General features: G+C 68.5%; 28 protein-coding genes. 26 read left to right on the top strand and 2 right to left on the bottom strand.

What is annotated here, in order from left to right:
• Positions 1-11 precede the first annotated feature (11 nt).
• The 26 genes from rplC (at position 12) to ABD743_RS17015 (ending at position 15,389) form a co-directional block, all read left to right on the top strand.
• Positions 12-665: a 50S ribosomal protein L3 gene (rplC, locus tag ABD743_RS17140; RefSeq protein ID WP_241037439.1), complete on the top strand. Its 654-nt coding sequence runs from the start codon at positions 12-14 to the stop codon at positions 663-665.
• On the top strand, positions 665-1,594 hold the full coding sequence (gene rplD / locus ABD743_RS17135) for a 50S ribosomal protein L4, sunset domain variant (RefSeq protein ID WP_465270054.1): 930 nt from the start codon (positions 665-667) through the stop codon (positions 1,592-1,594). Before rplC ends, rplD begins: the two co-directional genes overlap by 1 nt.
• Positions 1,591-1,890: a 50S ribosomal protein L23 gene (gene rplW / locus ABD743_RS17130; RefSeq protein ID WP_241037441.1), complete on the top strand. Its 300-nt coding sequence runs from the start codon at positions 1,591-1,593 to the stop codon at positions 1,888-1,890. Before rplD ends, rplW begins: the two co-directional genes overlap by 4 nt.
• An 11-nt stretch (positions 1,891-1,901) precedes the next feature.
• The gene (gene rplB / locus ABD743_RS17125) at positions 1,902-2,735 is read left to right on the top strand and encodes a 50S ribosomal protein L2 (RefSeq protein WP_344723073.1); all 834 of its coding nucleotides are present in this window, start codon (positions 1,902-1,904) and stop codon (positions 2,733-2,735) included.
• A 15-nt stretch (positions 2,736-2,750) separates the two neighbouring features.
• Positions 2,751-3,032: a 30S ribosomal protein S19 gene (gene rpsS, locus ABD743_RS17120; protein ID WP_020622935.1), complete on the top strand. Its 282-nt coding sequence runs from the start codon at positions 2,751-2,753 to the stop codon at positions 3,030-3,032.
• 39 nt (positions 3,033-3,071) lie between these two features.
• On the top strand, positions 3,072-3,491 hold the full coding sequence (rplV, locus tag ABD743_RS17115) for a 50S ribosomal protein L22 (protein ID WP_344723072.1): 420 nt from the start codon (positions 3,072-3,074) through the stop codon (positions 3,489-3,491).
• Positions 3,491-4,336: a 30S ribosomal protein S3 gene (gene rpsC, locus ABD743_RS17110; RefSeq protein WP_344723071.1), complete on the top strand. Its 846-nt coding sequence runs from the start codon at positions 3,491-3,493 to the stop codon at positions 4,334-4,336. The genes rplV and rpsC overlap by 1 nt, the downstream gene beginning before the upstream one ends.
• Before the next feature lie 3 nt (positions 4,337-4,339).
• A complete protein-coding gene (gene rplP / locus ABD743_RS17105; protein WP_241037447.1) occupies positions 4,340-4,759 on the top strand; it encodes a 50S ribosomal protein L16 in 420 nt (139 codons plus the stop codon).
• Complete coding sequence (rpmC, locus tag ABD743_RS17100; RefSeq protein ID WP_241037448.1) at positions 4,759-5,001, top strand: 50S ribosomal protein L29; 243 nt, start codon at positions 4,759-4,761, stop codon at positions 4,999-5,001. Before rplP ends, rpmC begins: the two co-directional genes overlap by 1 nt.
• On the top strand, positions 4,998-5,285 hold the full coding sequence (rpsQ, locus tag ABD743_RS17095) for a 30S ribosomal protein S17 (RefSeq protein ID WP_344723070.1): 288 nt from the start codon (positions 4,998-5,000) through the stop codon (positions 5,283-5,285). The genes rpmC and rpsQ overlap by 4 nt, the downstream gene beginning before the upstream one ends.
• The gene (gene rplN, locus ABD743_RS17090) at positions 5,282-5,650 is read left to right on the top strand and encodes a 50S ribosomal protein L14 (RefSeq protein WP_241037450.1); all 369 of its coding nucleotides are present in this window, start codon (positions 5,282-5,284) and stop codon (positions 5,648-5,650) included. The genes rpsQ and rplN overlap by 4 nt, the downstream gene beginning before the upstream one ends.
• A gap of 1 nt (position 5,651) precedes the next feature.
• The gene (gene rplX / locus ABD743_RS17085) at positions 5,652-5,966 is read left to right on the top strand and encodes a 50S ribosomal protein L24 (RefSeq protein ID WP_241037451.1); all 315 of its coding nucleotides are present in this window, start codon (positions 5,652-5,654) and stop codon (positions 5,964-5,966) included.
• Entirely contained in the window at positions 5,966-6,529 is a 564-nt protein-coding gene (rplE, locus tag ABD743_RS17080) for a 50S ribosomal protein L5 (protein ID WP_344723068.1), read from the top strand. Before rplX ends, rplE begins: the two co-directional genes overlap by 1 nt.
• 1 nt (position 6,530) lies before the next feature.
• Entirely contained in the window at positions 6,531-6,716 is a 186-nt protein-coding gene (locus ABD743_RS17075; RefSeq protein ID WP_344723067.1) for a type Z 30S ribosomal protein S14, read from the top strand.
• 55 nt (positions 6,717-6,771) lie between these two features.
• The gene (gene rpsH, locus ABD743_RS17070; RefSeq protein WP_344723066.1) at positions 6,772-7,170 is read left to right on the top strand and encodes a 30S ribosomal protein S8; all 399 of its coding nucleotides are present in this window, start codon (positions 6,772-6,774) and stop codon (positions 7,168-7,170) included.
• A 12-nt stretch (positions 7,171-7,182) separates the two neighbouring features.
• The gene (gene rplF / locus ABD743_RS17065) at positions 7,183-7,722 is read left to right on the top strand and encodes a 50S ribosomal protein L6 (RefSeq protein ID WP_344723065.1); all 540 of its coding nucleotides are present in this window, start codon (positions 7,183-7,185) and stop codon (positions 7,720-7,722) included.
• Positions 7,723-7,724: 2 nt separating this feature from the next.
• Positions 7,725-8,129, top strand: a complete 405-nt coding sequence (gene rplR, locus ABD743_RS17060; RefSeq protein WP_344723064.1) for a 50S ribosomal protein L18 — start codon at positions 7,725-7,727, stop codon at positions 8,127-8,129.
• A gap of 31 nt (positions 8,130-8,160) precedes the next feature.
• Positions 8,161-8,796 (top strand): 30S ribosomal protein S5, encoded by a 636-nt coding sequence (gene rpsE, locus ABD743_RS17055; RefSeq protein WP_241037459.1) that lies wholly within the window; start codon positions 8,161-8,163, stop codon positions 8,794-8,796.
• Positions 8,796-9,026, top strand: a complete 231-nt coding sequence (gene rpmD, locus ABD743_RS17050) for a 50S ribosomal protein L30 (RefSeq protein ID WP_344723063.1) — start codon at positions 8,796-8,798, stop codon at positions 9,024-9,026. The genes rpsE and rpmD overlap by 1 nt, the downstream gene beginning before the upstream one ends.
• Entirely contained in the window at positions 9,026-9,469 is a 444-nt protein-coding gene (gene rplO / locus ABD743_RS17045) for a 50S ribosomal protein L15 (RefSeq protein ID WP_344723062.1), read from the top strand. Before rpmD ends, rplO begins: the two co-directional genes overlap by 1 nt.
• 183 nt (positions 9,470-9,652) lie before the next feature.
• The gene (gene secY, locus ABD743_RS17040) at positions 9,653-10,960 is read left to right on the top strand and encodes a preprotein translocase subunit SecY (protein WP_344723061.1); all 1,308 of its coding nucleotides are present in this window, start codon (positions 9,653-9,655) and stop codon (positions 10,958-10,960) included.
• Between the two features lie 54 nt (positions 10,961-11,014).
• Complete coding sequence (locus ABD743_RS17035; protein WP_344723060.1) at positions 11,015-11,563, top strand: adenylate kinase; 549 nt, start codon at positions 11,015-11,017, stop codon at positions 11,561-11,563.
• A 13-nt stretch (positions 11,564-11,576) separates the two neighbouring features.
• The gene (gene map, locus ABD743_RS17030; RefSeq protein WP_344723059.1) at positions 11,577-12,404 is read left to right on the top strand and encodes a type I methionyl aminopeptidase; all 828 of its coding nucleotides are present in this window, start codon (positions 11,577-11,579) and stop codon (positions 12,402-12,404) included.
• Positions 12,405-12,565: 161 nt separating this feature from the next.
• Positions 12,566-13,663, top strand: a complete 1,098-nt coding sequence (locus ABD743_RS17025; protein ID WP_344723058.1) for a Re/Si-specific NAD(P)(+) transhydrogenase subunit alpha — start codon at positions 12,566-12,568, stop codon at positions 13,661-13,663.
• On the top strand, positions 13,663-14,007 hold the full coding sequence (locus ABD743_RS17020; protein ID WP_344723057.1) for an NAD(P) transhydrogenase subunit alpha part 2: 345 nt from the start codon (positions 13,663-13,665) through the stop codon (positions 14,005-14,007). Before ABD743_RS17025 ends, ABD743_RS17020 begins: the two co-directional genes overlap by 1 nt.
• Positions 14,007-15,389 carry an NAD(P)(+) transhydrogenase (Re/Si-specific) subunit beta gene (locus ABD743_RS17015; protein ID WP_344723056.1) on the top strand — a complete coding sequence of 461 codons (1,383 nt, stop codon included), beginning with the start codon at positions 14,007-14,009 and terminating at the stop codon, positions 15,387-15,389. Before ABD743_RS17020 ends, ABD743_RS17015 begins: the two co-directional genes overlap by 1 nt.
• A 60-nt stretch (positions 15,390-15,449) precedes the next feature.
• Here the strand turns inward: ABD743_RS17015 and ABD743_RS17010 are convergent, their stop codons facing one another.
• On the bottom strand, positions 15,450-15,632 hold the full coding sequence (locus ABD743_RS17010) for a YbdD/YjiX family protein (protein WP_344723055.1): 183 nt from the start codon (positions 15,630-15,632) through the stop codon (positions 15,450-15,452).
• A complete protein-coding gene (locus ABD743_RS17005; RefSeq protein ID WP_344723054.1) occupies positions 15,629-17,782 on the bottom strand; it encodes a carbon starvation CstA family protein in 2,154 nt (717 codons plus the stop codon). Before ABD743_RS17005 ends, ABD743_RS17010 begins: the two co-directional genes overlap by 4 nt.
• Positions 17,783-18,020 lie beyond the last annotated feature (238 nt).

The following is an 18,020-nucleotide window of genomic DNA, read 5'->3' as shown; positions in this document are numbered from 1 at the left end:
TGACCGAGAAGATGACCGAGAGGCAGATCACCGGGATCCTGGGCACCAAGCTCGGGATGACCCAGGTCTTCGACGAGAACAACCGGGTGGTCCCGGTCACCGTGGTCCAGGCGGGCCCGAACGTGGTGACGCAGGTCCGGACCTCCGAGAACGACGGCTACACCGCCGTCCAGCTCGCCTACGGGGCGATCGACCCGCGCAAGGTGAACAAGCCGCGCACCGGCCACTTCAGCAAGGCGGGCGCCACGCCGCGCCGGCACCTGGTCGAGCTGCGCACCTCCGACGCGGGCGAGTACACGGTCGGCCAGGAGATCACGGCTTCGGTGTTCGACGCCGGCGCCGTGGTCGATGTCGTGGGCACCAGCAAGGGCAAGGGCACCGCGGGTGTCATGAAGCGCCACGGCTTCAAGGGCCTCGGCGCCAGCCACGGCACCCAGCGCAAGCACCGCTCGCCGGGCTCCATCGGCGGGTGTGCCACCCCGGGCCGGGTCTTCAAGGGTGTGCGGATGGCCGGTCGCATGGGCAACGCGCGCATCACCACGCAGAACCTCACCGTGCACCGTGTCGACTCCGACAACGGCCTGCTGCTGATCAAGGGCGCGGTTCCCGGCCCTCGTGGCGGCCTCGTCGTGGTCAAGTCGGCCGCGAAGGGTGGTGCGAAGTAATGACCAGCGTCGAGATCCGCACGCCCGACGGCACGGCCGACGGAACCGTCGAGCTCCCCGCGCACGTCTTCGACGTCAGCGCGAACGTGCCGCTGATGCACCAGGTCGTGGTCGGCCAGCTCGCGGCCGCGCGGCAGGGCACCCACGACACGAAGACCCGTGGCGAGGTCAGTGGCGGCGGCAAGAAGCCGTACCGCCAGAAGGGCACCGGTCGTGCCCGCCAGGGCTCCACGCGGTCGCCGCAGTTCGCCGGCGGTGGTATCTCGCACGGCCCCACGCCGCGCGACTACACGCAGAAGACCCCGAAGAAGATGAAGGCCGCCGCTCTGCGCGGCGCCCTCTCCGACCGGGCCAGGGCCGGCCTGGTGCACGTCGTCACCTCGCTGGTCACGGGCGACACCCCCTCCACGAAGGCGGCGCGCACCGCGCTCACCACCGTGGCGGGCGGCGCCGACACCCGTGCGCTGGTGGTCGTCGGTCGCGACGACGAGGTGACGTGGCTGAGCCTGCGCAACCTCCCCACGGCGCATGTGATCGCGCCCGACCAGCTGAACACCTACGACGTGCTCGTCAACGACGTCGTGGTGTTCACGCAGGAGGCGCTCGACGCCTTCCTCGCCGGTCCGATCGCGGTGCCCACCAGGGCATCCGGGCGGGTCGCCGCGAGCACCGGGCAGGGCAGTGACGAGGCCCCCTTCGGGCCGCAGAGCCACGCTCCGCTGGCCGACGGCTCGCAGCCGGAGGGTTTCCCGGTCAAGGGGGACGCCGAGGCGAAGCTCTACCACGTGCCGGGCAGCTCGTTCTACGCCCGCACGCAGGCTGAGGTCTGGTTCGCCTCCGCGGAGGCGGCCGAGGCAGCGGGGTTCCGGCAGCCGTCGTCGCAGCGCAAGGAGACCGCGGCGGACAGCGAAGAGGAGGCTGACCAGTGATCCCCGACCCGCGCGACATCCTGCTCGCGCCGGTGGTCTCGGAGAAGAGCTACGGGCTGCTCGACGAGCGCCAGTACACCTTCATCGTCCGACCGGACGCGAACAAGACGCAGATCAAGATCGCCGTGGAGAAGGTGTTCGGGGTCAAGGTGCTCAGCGTCAACACGCTGAACCGCCCGGGCAAGCGCAAGCGCTCCCGCACCGGATACGGCAAGCGCAAGGACACGAAGCGCGCGATCGTGACGCTCTCCGAGGAGAGCCGTGCGATCGACGTCTTCGGTGGCCGGGCGAGCTGAGGGGCTGACCGATGGGCATCCGCAAGTACAAGCCGACGACCCCCGGCCGCCGTGGGTCCAGCGTCTCCGACTTCGCTGAGATCACGCGGTCGGAGCCGGAGAAGTCGCTGGTCCGTCCGCTGCACAGCAAGGGCGGCCGCAACGTGCACGGGCGGGTCACCACCCGGCACCAGGGTGGCGGGCACAAGCGCGCGTACCGGGTGATCGACTTCCGGCGCAACGACAAGGACGGTGTGCCGGCCACGGTCGCGCACATCGAGTACGACCCGAACCGCACCAGCCGGATCGCGCTGCTGCATTACGCCGACGGCGAGAAGCGCTACATCATCGCGCCGGCGCGGCTGAAGCAGGGCGACAAGGTGGAGGCCGGTCCTCGGGCCGACATCAAGGTCGGCAACAACCTGCCGCTGCGCAACATCCCCACCGGCACCGTGGTGCACGCGATCGAGCTCCGCCCCGGCGGCGGCGCGAAGATCGCCCGCTCGGCCGGTTCGGGTGTGCAGCTCGTCGCGAAGGACGGCCCCTACGCGCAGCTGCGCATGCCGTCCGGCGAGATCCGCAACGTCGACGTGCGCTGCCGCGCCACCGTCGGCGAGGTGGGCAACGCCGAGCACTCCAACATCAACTGGGGCAAGGCAGGCCGCATGCGGTGGAAGGGCAAGCGCCCCACCGTCCGCGGTGTCGCCATGAACCCGGTCGACCACCCGCACGGTGGTGGTGAGGGTAAGACCTCGGGTGGTCGCCACCCGGTCAACCCGGCGGGTAAGCCCGAGGGCCGCACCCGTCACCGCAAGGCCAGTGATGCACTGATCGTCCGTCGCCGTCGCACCGGCAAGAAGCGCTGAGCAGGGAGGTAACCAATGCCGCGCAGCCTGAAGAAGGGCCCGTTCGTGGACGACCACCTGCTCAAGAAGGTGGACGCGCTCAACGAGTCGGGCAAGAAGACCGTCATCCGGACCTGGTCCCGGCGGTCCACGATCATCCCCGACATGATCGGCCACACGATTGCGGTGCACGACGGCCGCAAGCACGTGCCGGTTTTCGTGTCGGACTCGATGGTCGGCCACAAGCTCGGGGAGTTCGCGCCCACGCGCACCTTCCGAGGCCACATCAAGGACGACCGCAAGGCGCGCAGGCGCTGAGCGGCTCGAGTAGCGACTAGGGAAGGGTGAAAGGAAATCATGGCTGACAGCCAGAGCCCTGCCACCGCGCTCGAGCCGGTTCGGGCGCGCGCGGTAGCGCGGTACGTGCACATGTCGCCGACCAAGGTGCGGCGCGTCGTCGCGCTGATCAAGGACCGGTCGGTGCAGGAGGCTCTCGACATCCTGCGGTTCTCGCCGCAGGCCGCCGCCGAGCCGCTGTTCAAGGTCGTCGCGAGCGCAGCGGCCAACGCTGAGAACAACCTCGACCTGGACCGCGACACCCTCGTGGTGGCCGCGGCCTACGCCGACGAGGGCCCGACGCTCAAGCGCATCCGGCCGCGTGCCCAGGGGCGTGCGTACCGCATCCGCAAGCGCACGAGCCACATCACCGTCGAGGTCGAGTCGCAGCCGGCGAAGGCCGGTCGTGGCGCACGCGGTGCGAGAGGGAGGACCCGCTGATGGGTCAGAAGATCAACCCGCACGGGTTCCGGCTCGGCATCACGACCGACTGGAAGTCGCGCTGGTACGCCGACAAGCAGTACGCCGAGTACGTCAAGGAAGACGTCGAGATCCGCCGCATGCTCTCCAAGGGCATGGAGCGGGCCGGCATCTCCAAGGTGGAGATCGAGCGCACGCGTGACCGCGTGCGGGTCGACATCCACACCGCACGTCCCGGCATCGTCATCGGCCGCCGCGGCGCCGAGGCCGACCGCATCCGCGGGCAGCTCGAGAAGCTGACCAAGAAGCAGGTCCAGCTCAACATCCTCGAGGTCAAGAACTCGGAGTCGGACGCCCAGCTCGTCGCCCAGGGTGTGGCCGAGCAGCTCTCCAACCGTGTGGCCTTCCGCCGCGCGATGCGTAAGGCCATCCAGTCGGCCATGCGCTCGCCGCAGGTCAAGGGCATCCGGGTGCAGTGCTCCGGTCGTCTCGGCGGCGCGGAGATGTCGCGCTCGGAGTTCTACCGCGAGGGTCGGGTCCCGCTGCACACGCTGCGCGCCGACATCGAGTACGGCCTGTTCGAGGCCCGCACCACGTTCGGTCGCATCGGCGTCAAGGTGTGGATCTACAAGGGTGACGTCGTGGGTGGTCGCCGTGAAGGTGCGCCCGCTGCCGCTCCGAACGCCGAGCGTGCTCCGCGGCGCGAGCGTCCGCAGCGTCGCCGTTCGGGCGCGTCGGGCACCACCGGCACGAGCACCGAGGCCGGGCGGGCCGCCGCCGAGCGTGCCGACGCCCCGGGCAACCAGGCCGGCGTCGCCACCATCGAGGCCGACCAGACCGCTCCGCAGACCGGTGGGGAGAGCTGACCCATGCTGATCCCACGCAAGGTGAAGCACCGCAAGCAGCACCGGCCGCACCGCACCGGCGCCGCTTCCGGCGGCACCAACGTGACGTTCGGTGACCTCGGTATCCAGGCTCTCGAGCCGGCCTACGTCACCAACCGGCAGATCGAGTCCGCTCGTATCGCCATCAACCGGCACATCCGCCGTGGCGGCAAGGTCTGGATCAACATCTTCCCGGACCGCCCGCTCACCAAGAAGCCCGCAGAGACCCGCATGGGTTCCGGTAAGGGCTCGCCGGAGAAGTGGGTCGCGAACGTGAAGCCCGGCCGGGTGCTGTTCGAGATGAGCTACCCCAACGAGCAGACCGCTCGCGAGGCCCTGCGTCGCGCGATCCACAAGCTGCCGATGAAGTGCCGGATCGTGACCCGTGAGGGTGGTGACATCTGATGGCCGCTACGACCACCGCCGCCGAGCTGCGTGAGCTCACCGACGAGGAGCTCGTGCTGCGCGTGCGGGAGGCCAAGGAGGAGCTGTTCAACCTCCGCTTCCAGATGGCCACCGGGCAGCTGGACAACAACCGGCGGCTGCGTACCGTCCGGCACGACATCGCGCGGATCTACACGATCATGCGTGAGCGCGAGCTGGGCCTGTCTGCCGCCCCGAGCGAGGATGGCGAGGGCGCGGCATGAGCGAGTCAGCCAAGACGCCGCCGAAGACGGTGGCACGTGCGGAGCGGAAGGTCCGTGAGGGCCTGGTCGTGTCCGACAAGATGGACAAGACGATCGTGGTTTCCCTCGAGGACCGCGTGAAGCACCCGATGTACGGCAAGGTCATCCGCCGGACGAGCAAGGTCAAGGCGCACGACGAGGCCAACACGGCCGGCGTCGGCGACCGCGTCCGGCTGATGGAGACCCGCCCGCTGTCGGCCACCAAGCGCTGGCGGCTGGTGGAGATCCTGGAGAAGGCGAAGTGATCCAGCAGGAGTCGCGGCTGCGCGTCGCCGACAACACCGGTGCCAAGGAGATCCTTTGCATCCGGGTGCTGGGCGGTTCGGCGCGACGCTACGCAGGAATCGGCGACACGATCGTCGCCACGGTGAAGGACGCCATCCCGGGCGCCGGGGTGAAGCGCGGTGACGTCGTCAAGGCTGTCATCGTGCGCACCGTCAAGGAGCGGCGCCGGCCGGACGGGTCCTACATCCGGTTCGACGAGAACGCCGCCGTGCTCATCAAGCCCGACGGCGAGCCGCGGGGGACCCGCATCTTCGGCCCGGTCGGTCGCGAGCTTCGCGACAAGCGGTTCATGAAGATCATCTCCCTCGCCCCGGAGGTGCTCTGACATGAAGATCAAGAAGGGCGACACCGTTCAGGTGATCGCCGGCAAGGACAAGGGAGCCAAGGGCAAGGTCATCCAGGCCTATCCCGAGCGCGACCGCGTCCTGGTCGAAGGCGTGAACCGGATCAAGAAGCACACCCGGATCAGCCAGAACCAGCGTGGTGCGCAGTCCGGCGGAATCGTCACGCAGGAGGCGGCCATTCACGTCTCCAACGTGATGCTGGTCGACGGTGACGGCAAGCCCACCCGGGTGGGCAAGAAGACCACCGACGACGGCAAGCGCGTCCGGATCTCCCGGCGTTCCGGGAAGGAGATCTGATGACCACCGCAGAACGCGTGGCTCCGCGGCTCAAGCAGCGCTACAAGGAGCAGATCGCGGGCGAGCTGCGCGAGGAGTTCTCCTTCGCCAACGTCATGCAGATCCCCGGCGTGGTGAAGGTCGTCGTCAACATGGGTGTCGGCGACGCCGCCCGTGACGCGAAGCTGATCGACGGCGCGGTCCGCGACCTGGCCACCATCACCGGCCAGAAGCCGCAGGTCCGCCGGGCCACCAAGTCGATCGCGCAGTTCAAGCTGCGCGAGGGCATGCCCATCGGGGCGAAGGTGACCCTCCGGGGCGACCGCATGTGGGAGTTCCTGGACCGCCTGCTGACAATCGCGCTGCCCCGTATCCGCGACTTCCGCGGCCTGTCGCCGAACCAGTTCGACGGCCGGGGCAACTACACGTTCGGTCTCAACGAGCAGTCGATGTTCCACGAGATCGACCCCGACTCGATCGACCGGCCGCGCGGCATGGACATCACGGTCGTCACGACAGCCACGACCGACGAGGAAGGCCGGGCGCTGCTGCGCAAGCTCGGTTTCCCCTTCAGGGAGGCGTGAGATGGCCAAGAAGGCGCTCATCATCAAGGCGGCGGCCACGCCGAAGTTCAAGGTTCGCGGCTACACCCGCTGCCAGAAGTGCGGCCGGCCGCGTGCCGTGCTGCGCAAGTTCGGCCTGTGCCGGATCTGCGTGCGCGAGATGGCGCACGCCGGCGAGCTGCCGGGCGTCAGCAAGTCCTCCTGGTAATTCCATTCGCCGAAGGCCCCATCGGGGAACCACGGCGGGAAAGTGACGACGTCACATGACGATGACCGATCCGATCGCAGACATGCTCACTCGTCTGCGCAACGCCAACTCGGCGTACCACGACCGCGTGGTCATGCCGCATTCCAAGCTCAAGGTGTCGATCGCGGAGATCCTCCAGAAGGAGGGTTACATCGCGTCGCACACAGTCGAGGACGCCGAGGTCGGCAAGTCCCTGGTCATCGAGCTGAAGTACGGGCGCAACCGCGAGCGCAGCATCGCGGGCCTGCGGCGGGTCTCCAAGCCCGGCCTGCGGGTCTACGCCAAGTCCACGAACCTGCCCCGGGTCCTCGGCGGCCTCGGCGTCGCGATCATCTCGACGTCGAGTGGCCTGCAGACCGACCAGCAGGCGAAGAAGAACGGCGTGGGCGGGGAAGTCCTCGCCTACGTCTGGTGAGGGGGTAACACCATGTCCCGTATCGGGAAGCTGCCCGTCACCGTGCCTTCCGGGGTGGACGTGACCATCGACGGCCGCACGGTGATCGTCAAGGGGCCCAAGGGCACCCTGTCGCACACCGTGATCGAGCCGATCACCGTCGAGCGCGATGAGACCGGCACCGTCGTTCTCAAGCGCCCCGACGACGAGCGCCGTAACAAGGCCATGCACGGCTTGTCCCGCACGCTCGTCAACAACCTCGTCGTCGGCGTCACCAACGGCTACGAGAAGAAGCTGGAGATCCACGGAGTCGGCTACCGCGTGGCGCTCAAGGGCTCCTCGCTGGAGTTCGCGCTCGGGTTCAGCCACCCCGTCGTGATCGAGGCCCCGGAGGGCATCACGTTCCGGGTGGAGACGCCCACCCGGTTCTCGGTCTCCGGCATCGACAAGCAGTTGGTCGGTGAGGTCGCCGCCAACATCCGCAAGCTGCGCAAGCCCGACCCGTACAAGGGCAAGGGCGTGCGCTACGCCGGCGAGGTCATCCGCCGCAAGGTCGGAAAGACGGGTAAGTGAGCATGGCCGAGACGATTTCCGCCAACGCCAGGAAGCGCACCGCTTCCCAGGTGTCGAGCAAGCGCCGCATCGCGCGCACCCGTCGGCACGACCGGCTGCGCAAGAAGGTCAGCGGCAGCGCCGAGCGTCCGCGCCTGGCCGTCAACCGGAGCTCGCGGCACATGGTCGTGCAGCTCATCGACGACCTGGCCGGCCACACGCTGGTCTCGGCGTCGACGATGGAGGCCGACGTCAGGGCGCTCGAGGGCGACAAGAAGGCCCGCGCGGCCAAGGTCGGCGAGCTGGTGGCCGCCCGTGCCCGCGAGGCCGGCGTCACCGCGGTGGTGTTCGACCGGGGTGGCTACCGCTACCACGGCCGGGTCGCCGCGCTGGCAGACGCCGCCCGCGAGGGCGGCCTGGAGTTCTGATGAAGATCGAGATGATGGAAGGGAACGTCTGATGCCGGGACGCGCACGGCGTGACGGCGGAGGGCCCGGTGGCGAGCGCAGCAACAGCGGCGACCGCCGGGACCGCCGGGACGGAGGCCGTGGCGGGGCGGCCCAGGACAAGACCCCGTACATCGAGCGACTGGTCACGATCAACCGTGTGGCCAAGGTCGTCAAGGGTGGTCGGCGCTTCAGCTTCACCGCGCTGATGATCGTCGGCGACGGCGACGGCCTCGTGGGCGTCGGCTACGGCAAGGCCAAGGAGGTGCCGGCCGCGATCGCCAAGGGCGTGGAGGAGGCGAAGAAGAACTTCTTCCGCGTCCCCCGCATCGGCGGCACGATCGTGCACCGCGTGCAGGGCGAGGCCGCTGCCGGCGTCGTGCTGCTGCGCCCGGCCAGCCCCGGTACCGGTGTCATCGCCGGTGGTCCGGTGCGCGCCGTTCTGGAGTGCGCCGGTATCCACGATGTCCTCTCCAAGTCGCTGGGCAGCGACAACGCGATCAACGTCGTGCACGCCACGATCGCCGCGTTGAAGCAGATCCAGCGTCCGGAGGAGGTGGCGGCCCGTCGTGGCCTGCCGCTCGAGGACGTGGCTCCCGCGCAGATGCTCCGGGCGCGCGCCGCTGCGGCGCAGGGTGCGAGGTCGTGATGGCCACATCCACCGACGCCACCGCGCAGAGCACGCCCACGAGCGGCACCAAGCTCGTGGTCACCCAGGTGCGTAGCACCATCGGTGCCAAGGCGAACCAGCGTGCCACGCTGAAGTCGCTCGGGCTGCGCAAGATTCGCCAGACGGTCGAGCGGGACGACACCCCGCAGATCCGCGGCATGATCCACACCGTTCGCCACCTGGTGACGGTCGAGGAGGTCGGCTCCTGATGAGCACGATCAAGGTCCACCACCTGCGCCCCGCCCCGGGAGCCAAGACGGCGAAGACCCGGGTCGGCCGTGGTGAGGGCAGCAAGGGCAAGACGGCCGGCCGCGGCACCAAGGGCAGCAAGGCCCGCAAGAACGTGCCTGCCGGCTTCGAGGGTGGGCAGATGCCGATTCACATGCGGCTGCCCAAGCTCAAGGGCTTCAAGAACCGTTTCCGCGTCGAGTTCCAGGTGGTGAACGTGGGCGACCTCGCCCAGCTGTTCCCCTCCGGCGGCACGGTGGGTCCGGACGAGCTGGCCGCGGCCGGCGCCGTCCGGCGCAACCAGCCGGTCAAGGTGCTGGGCAACGGGGACATCGACGTCGCGCTGACAGTGAGCGCGCACGCCTTCTCCGGTAGCGCCCGTGACAAGATCGCGGCTGCTGGCGGAGCCGTCACCGAGCTGTAGTTCGGTGCCCGTTCGGTGCGGACCGGCGCCAATGCGCCGGTCCGCGCCGTGGGGGCGACACGGCCGCTGTTACAGTCGTCTCCGCCCGGTGCCACCACAGGCCGGGTGCGCGCCACGCTCGCGGGCGCTGTGCGCCCGGGCGATCCGGGCCGGAGCGGGCCACCAGTACAGGAGGATCACCGAGTGCTCAGCGCTTTCCGGTCGGCACTGACCACGCCGGATCTCCGGAAGAAGATCCTCTTCACTCTCGGGATCGTGGCCGTGTACCGCCTTGGGGCGACGATCCCGTCACCCGGCGTCTCGTACCCCAACGTCCAAGAATGCATCCGGCAGGTCGAGGGCAGCGAGAACTCCGGCGTCTACTCGCTGATCAACCTGTTCTCCGGCGGCGCGCTTCTGCAGCTGTCGATCTTCGCGCTCGGCATCATGCCGTACATCACCGCGAGCATCATCATCCAGCTGCTCACCGTCGTGATTCCCCGGTTCGAGCAGCTGAAGAAGGAAGGGCAGTCGGGTCAGAACAAGCTGACCCAGTACACCCGTTACCTGACGATCGCGCTCGCCATTCTCCAAGCCACGGGAATCGTGGCGCTGGCTGACCGCGGAGCGCTCTTCGGTAACTGCTCCCTGCCGGTCATCCCCGACTCAAGCGTCTACCAGCTCTCGGTCATCGTCGTCGTGATGACGGCGGGCACCGCGGTCATCATGTGGCTGGGGGAGCAGGTCACCGAGCGCGGCATCGGCAACGGCATGTCGCTTCTGATCTTCGCCTCGATCGCAGCCCGTATTCCGGCCGAGGGCGCCAACATCCTCAACAACGGCGCACTGATCTTCATCGGCGTCTGCATCTTCGGGCTCGCGATCATCGCGAGCGTCGTCTTCGTCGAGCAGGGCCAGCGCCGCATTCCTGTCCAGTACGCGAAGCGCATGGTCGGCCGCCGGATGTACGGCGGCACCTCCACGTACCTGCCGCTCAAGGTCAACCAGGCAGGCGTCATCCCGGTGATCTTCGGATCGTCGCTGCTCTATCTCCCCGACCTCATCTCGCGGCTGGCCGGAAGCTCCGGCGGCCCGTTCCAGCAGTTCGTCCAGACCTACCTGGTCGATCAGTCAAGCTGGGTGCACATCGTCCTGTACGTCGCGCTCATCATCTTCTTCACGTACTTCTACGTCGGCATCACGTTCAACCCTGAGGAACGTGCCGACGAGATGAAGAAGTTCGGCGGCTTCATCCCCGGGATCAGGCCCGGGCGGCCGACCGCCGAGTACCTGAACTTCGTGCTCTCCCGCATCACGCTCCCCGGCTCCCTGTATCTCGGCATCATCGCCGTGCTGCCGAACTTCTTCCTCGGCATCACCGGTAGTGGCCAGAACCAGAACTTCCCGTTCGGCGGCACGGCGGTACTGATCATGGTCGGCGTGGGTCTCGACACGGTCAAACAGATCGAGAGCCAGCTCATGCAACGCAGGTACGACGGTTTCCTGCGCTAACGTCGGCTGTTCGGGCATTGTCGTGTTGGGGTTCGATATCAGGAGGTCGGTCGAGTGCGTCTCGTTCTGGTTGGTCCGCCGGGAGCGGGCAAGGGCACCCAGGCGGTGCTACTCGCGGAACGTCTCGACGTGCCGCACATCTCCACGGGTGACCTCTTCCGGGCGAACCTGAAGGACGAGACGGATCTCGGGCGTGAGGCGAAGCGGTACATGGACGCCGGAGATCTCGTGCCCGACGAGGTCACCGTCGCGATGGTGCGCGAGCGCCTCACCCATGACGACGCGGCGAAGGGTTTCATCCTCGACGGCTTCCCGCGCACGCGGAGCCAGGCGCGGTCGCTCGGCGAGCTGCTCGCCGAGCGAGGCGAAGACCTCGACGCGGTCGTCGAGTTCCAGGTGCCGGAGGACGAGCTGGTGCGCCGGCTGATGGGCCGGGGTCGCGACGACGACACCGAGGACATCATCCGCCGTCGTCAGCAGGTCTACCGCAGCGAGACCGCTCCACTCCTCGACCACTACAGCGATCGGCTCGTCAGCGTCGATGCCGTCGGCTCTGTCGAGGAGATCACCGACCGAGTGACCCAGGCGCTACGCACACAATGACGAAAGGCTCGCAATGAGCGGGGGACGTACTGGCGTCCGGGGTTTGTTGGCTCGCTGGCGTGGCAGGGACATCGAGCTGAAGAGCCCGGATGAGCTGGATGCGATGCGGGCGGCGGGCGGTCTGGTTGCCAATACGCTCGCGGCGGTCATCGAGCTGGCGCGGCCGGGGGTCAGCACCAAGGAACTGGACGCGCTGGCCGAGCAGACCATTCGCGACGCCGGTGCGGTCCCCTCGTTCCTCGGCTACCACGGTTACCCGGCCTCGATCTGTGCGTCCGTGAACGAGCAGATCGTGCACGGCATCCCGTCCGGCTCCCAGGTTCTGGCCGACGGCGACCTGGTGTCGGTGGACTGTGGGGCGATCCTGGAGGGCTGGCACGGCGACGCCGCCGTCACGATCCTCGTCGGGGCGGTCTCCGACGCCGACCGGGCGCTGTCGGCGGCCTGCGAGGCCGCTCTCCACGCCGGTATCGCTGCGGTCCGGCCGGGCGACCGGCTCTCCGACATCTCGTACGCCGTGCAGACGGCGTCGGAGGAGGCCGGGAAGCGCGACGGAGTGAAGTACGGGATCGTCGCCGAGTACGGCGGCCACGGCATCGGCACGTCCATGCACATGGACCCGTTCCTGCCCAACTTCGGTGACCCGGGGCAGGGCCCGCGGCTGGTGCCGGGAATGGCGCTGGCTGTGGAGCCGATGCTCACGGCGGGAGACCCGGAAACCCGTGAGCTGGACGACGGGTGGACGGTGGTCACCGCTGACGGCGGCCGCGCCGTGCACTGGGAGCACACCGTCGCCATCACCGAGGACGGACCGCGCGTCCTCACGCTTCCGTTGGACTGACCGCCCCTCGCCTCATCGGCGCTGGTAGGGCATTCTTAATCGGTCGAGCTTCGCATCCCGGGACCGACCGGCCAGACGTATCTCCTGATTGGCCGTTCCCTGGGCTAGGCTCCTGTCCTGTGAATACAGAATCCACAGTACCGCGGCGCACGACCGTGGGGGTGCCTCGCGAGTCCGCCGCCGGTGAGCGTCGTGTCGCCCTGGTGCCGAAGGTCGTCGAGAAACTCCGGTCGCGGGGTGTGGAGGTCGTGGTCGAGTCCGGGGCGGGCCTGGGCGCGTTGATCCCGGACGAGGTGTACACCGCGGCCGGGGCCACGATCGGCGACCCCTGGTCGGCCGACGCCGTGGTCAAGGTGGCGCTACCCACGGCCGAGGAGATCGGACGGCTACGGTCGGGTGCCACCCTGATCGGGTTCCTGGCTCCACTGACCTCGCCCGACACGATCGCCGCGCTCAAGGACGCCGGGGTGCAGGCGTTCGCCATGGAGTCGATTCCGCGGATCTCCCGAGCGCAGTCGATGGACGCACTGTCCTCGCAGGCGAACGTGGCGGGCTACAAGGCAGTGCTGCTAGCGGCCGAGAAGTCCACGCGGTTCTTCCCGATGCTCACCACTGCGGCGGGCACCGTGAAGCCGGCAACGGCGCTGGTGCTGGGCGTCGGGGTCGCGGGCCTGCAGGCGCTCGCCACGGCCAAGCGGCTCGGCGCACGGACCACCGGCTACGACGTGCGCCCCGAGGTGGCCGACCAGGTGCGCTCGCTCGGTGCGCAGTGGCTGGACCTCGGGATCGAGGCGGTCGGTGAGGGCGGCTACGCGCGGGAGCTCACCGAGGACGAGCGGGCCGAGCAGCAGAAGCGGCTCGAGGAGGCGATCACCGGCTTCGACGTGGTGATCACCACCGCCAACGTTCCCGGCCGGAAGGCGCCCACGCTGGTCACGGCCGCGGCCGTCGAGGGCATGCGTCCCGGCAGCGTCGTCGTCGACCTGGCCGGGGAGAGCGGCGGCAACTGCGAGCTGACGGAGCCGGGTGAGGTGGTCGTCAAGCACGACGTCACGATCGCGTCGCCGCTCAACCTGCCCGCAACGATGCCCGAGCACGCCTCGGAGCTGTACTCCCGCAACGTCTCGGCCTTGCTGGAGTTGATGCTGAAGGACGGCGACGGCGGGGTCACGCTTGCGCCGGATTGGAACGACGAGGTGCTCGCAAAGTCCTGCGTCACCCGTGTCGAGGCCACCACTGCGAGTGGGGGAGAGGCGTGATGGAGAGCGGACTGCTCGCGAACATCGCGATCCTGGTGCTGGCCGGCTTCGTCGGCTTCGCCGTGATCTCGAAGGTGCCGAACACCTTGCACACCCCGCTCATGTCGGGCACCAACGCGATCCACGGGATCGTGCTGCTCGGTGGGCTGATCGTGCTGGGCCACCTGGAGAACCCGTCGGTGATCGACCAGATCATCCTGGTCATCGCCATCGTGTTCGGCATGATCAACGTCATCGGTGGGTTCCTGGTGACCGACCGGATGCTGGGCATGTTCAAGGCCAAGCCGGAGGCCCGGCAGGCGCCGTCGGCCGAGAAGGCGGCGACCAACGGGAAGGGCCAGTGATGGAGACGCTCGTCCCGGTGCTCTACATCATCGCGTTCGCGCTGTTCATCTACGGCCTGATGGGCCTGACCGGCCCGAAGACGGCGGTGCGTGGCAACTTGATCGCCGCGGTCGGTATGACGATCGCGGTGGTGGCCACCCTGCTGGAGGTCCGGCACAACTGGGTGTTGATCATCATCGGGCTCGTGGTCGGCGCCGCGCTGGGCATCCCGTCCGCGCGTCAGGTCAAGATGACCGCGATGCCGCAGATGGTGGCGCTGTTCAACGGCGTCGGTGGTGGGGCCGTGGCGCTGATCGCCTGGTCGGAGTTCCGTACCAGCGATGGTTTCCTCTCCGAGCCCGGGTACGTGGTCGTGGCGTCGCTGTTCGCGGCCATCATCGGGTCGATCTCGTTCTGGGGATCGCTGATCGCGTTCGGGAAGCTGCAGGAGATCCTGCCGGGCCGCCCGATCGGGCTGGGCAAGGCTCAGCAGTTCGTCAACGGGCTCCTCCTGCTGGCCGCTGTGGCGTGTGCCGTGGTTGCCGGAATGGGCGGTGCCCCCGAGATCTGGGTCATCGGGCTGCTCGTGCTCGCGGCCGTGCTCGGCGTGCTGGTGGTGCTGCCGATCGGCGGCGCGGACATGCCGGTCGTGATCTCGCTGCTCAACGCGCTGACGGGGCTCTCGGCCGCCGCGGCGGGGCTCGCCCTGAACAACACCGCCATGATCGTGGCCGGCATGATCGTCGGCGCGTCCGGCTCGATCCTGACCAACCTGATGGCCAAGGCGATGAACCGGTCGATCCCGGCGATCGTCGCGGGCGGGTTCGGCGGCACCACCACCCTGCCCGGTGCGGACGACGGCATCGACCGCACGGTGAAGGCGACCAGCGCGGCCGATGCGGCGATCCAGATGGCGTACGCGTCTCAGGTGATCGTCGTGCCCGGCTACGGGATGGCGGTGGCGCAGGCGCAGCACGCCGTGAAGGACATGGCCAAGCTGCTCGAGGCCAAGGGTGTGGAGGTCAAGTACGCCATCCACCCGGTCGCGGGCCGGATGCCGGGGCACATGAACGTGCTGCTCGCCGAGGCCGACGTCTCCTACGACGCGCTCAAGGAGATGGACGACATCAACGACGAGTTCTCCCGCACCGACGTCACGCTGGTGATCGGGGCGAACGACGTCACCAACCCCGCGGCGCGCACCGACCCGAGCTCGCCGATCCACGGTATGCCGATCCTCAACGTCGACGAGAGCCGCTCGGTGATCGTGCTGAAGCGCTCGATGAACAGCGGCTTCGCCGGCATCGACAACCCGCTCTTCTACGCCGACAACACCTCGATGCTCTTCGGTGACGCGAAGAAGAGCGTCACCGAGGTGACCGAGGAGCTGAAGGCCCTGTAGCTCCTGCACGACAACGCCCCCGTCCGGATCCATCGGGCGGGGGCGCTGTTCGTTCTTCCATCAGCAGCAGCGGCTACCGGGTGTGGCGTCCTTCGCGTCGATCCGACGACGTTCGAACTCCCGCCGCGACAGCGGCGCTGTGCCGGCGTGCTCGCGGGCGTGCCGTTCGAGATACCGGTCGTACTGGTTCTCGCCGGTGAGCTCCCGCAGGTACCACAGGATGCTGCGTACGGCCGTCCTCACGACCGTTCCCCGGCCCCGGTGAGGGTCGGCTTCTCCTCGGCCCTGGCCTTGAAGCCCGACGGAGTCGCGATCTTCGACAGCACGGCCGGCGCTTCCGCGCCGGCGAGCGGCACCGGCGAGTTCAGCGCCCGGTACCAGATCACCATGGCGTTGGCGATCACGATGATGATCAGGATCGCGAACAGGGCGGAGAGGACGCCGTCGACCGTGGAGTTGATGACGACGGCCTGCATGTCGGCGATGCTCTTGGCGGGTGCGAGCACCTGGCCCTGCTCCAGCGCCGCGGCGTACCTCTCGCGCTGGGCGAAGAAGCCGAGCGTCGGGTCGGGCGAGAACACCTTTTGGTAGCTCGCCGTGAGTGTCACCGCGACGTCCCACGCCAGCGGAATGCCCGTGACCCAGGCCCACTTCGCTCGCCCGGACTTGATCAGCAGCGTGGTGCAGACCGTGAGTGCGACCGCGGCGAGCAGCTGGTTGGCGATTCCGAACAGCGGGAAGAGCTGGTTGATCCCGCCGAGCGGGTCGGTGACGCCGGCGTAGAGGAAGTAGCCCCACGCCGCCACGACGACGGCGCTGGTGGCCCACATGCCCGGCTTCCAGTTCACGTTGGCCATCGGCTTGTAGACGTTGCCGAGGGTGTCCTGCAGCATGTACCGCCCGACCCGGGTGCCCGCGTCCACCGTGGTGAGGATGAACAGGGCCTCGAACATGATCGCGAAGTGGTACCAGAACGCCTTGAGCGCATCGCCGCCGAAGGCCCCGGAGAAGATCTCCGACATGCCGACGGCCAGCGTGGGCGCACCGCCCGTCCTGGCGATCAGCGTGCTCTCCTGCACCGCCGCGGCAGCCGCGGTGAGCGCCTCCGGGGTGATCGTGAAGCCGAGGTTGCTCACGGCCTGGGACGCCGACTCCACCGTGGTGCCGAGCAGACCGGCGGGCGCATTCATCGCGAAGTACAGGCCGGGGTCGAGGATGGAGGCCGCGATCAGCGCCATGATCGCGACGAACGACTCCATCAGCATCGCGCCGTAGCCGATGAGCCGGACCTGCGACTCCTTCTGGATCAGCTTCGGAGTGGTGCCGGACGCGATCAGTGCGTGGAAGCCGGAGAGCGCCCCGCAGGCGATCGTGATGAACACGAAGGGGAACAGCGACCCGGCGAACACGGGACCGTTCCCGCTGAACGCGAACTCGGTGAAGGCGGGGGTGTTCAGCATCGGCGCGGTGATCAGCACGCCGACCGCGAGCAGCACGATCGTGCCGATCTTCATGAACGTCGACAGGTAGTCCCGCGGCGCGAGCAGCATCCACACCGGCAGCACCGACGCCGCGAACCCGTAGATCACCAGGCAGATCACCAGCGTGCGCGGGTCGAGCGTGAAGGCAGCCGCCCAGCTGGAGTCCTGCACCCAGCCACCGGCCACGATGGCGAGCAGCAGGAGCGCGACACCGATGATGCTGGTCTCGACGACCTTCCCGGGCCGGATGACGCGCATGTAGTAGCCCATGAACAGCGCGATCGGGATGGTCATCGCGATGGAGAACGTGCCCCACGGCGACTTCGCGAGCGCGTTGACGACCACAAGTGCGAGCACGGCCAGGAGGATGATCATGATGGCGAACACGGCGATCAGCGCCGCGGCCCCGCCGATCGGGCCGATCTCGTCACGTGCCATCTGGCCGAGGCTCTTGCCGTCGCGCCGCATGGAGAAGAAGAGCGTGACCATGTCCTGCACGGCGCCGGCGAAGATGACACCGACGATGATCCAGATCGTGCCAGGCAGGTAACCCATCTGCGCGGCGAGTACGGGGCCCACCAGCGGGCCTGCGCCGGCGATCGCCGCGAAGTGGTGGCCGAACAGCACGCGACGGTCCATCGGCTGGAAGTCGGTGCCGTTGTCGAGCCGCTCGCCCGGTGTGGCCCGGGTGTCGTCGGCTCGCAGCACCTTCTTGACGATGAACCGCGCGTAGAAGCGGTAGGCGATGGCGTAGGAGCCGAGCGCGGCGATGACCAGCCAGACCGCGGAGATCTGCTCCCCGCGCGAGAGGGCGAGCACGCCCCACGCAATGGCACCGAGGATGGCCACCCCGGTCCAGATCAGTATCGAGCGCGGGCTCATTCGTGACCGCGCCTCCTGCAGCGCCGTCATGCCAGACCACCCCGGGCCGTCCCGCCGCACGGGGTGCCCCTGCGTTGCCGCATCGCCAACATCGGTTCTCCTCTGCCTCCGCGGCGCCGTCGCCGCAGCGTCTGATGCAGTAGGAGCAGACATGTGCCCCTATCGGATGACATCCGCGCGAAGATTGTGCGCTTTCTTCCGCCGTTTGGACACACGTAGTAGTCGGTTCGCCGGATACGGCGTTGCGCCTTCGGAGGGCCGTGGTCGG

It is taken from the genome of Pseudonocardia yunnanensis, from assembly GCF_039534065.1.
Taxonomy (GTDB): domain Bacteria; phylum Actinomycetota; class Actinomycetes; order Mycobacteriales; family Pseudonocardiaceae; genus Pseudonocardia; species Pseudonocardia yunnanensis.
Note: the sequence above shows the minus strand (reverse complement) of the source record. Positions and strands in the feature narration are given on the sequence as shown.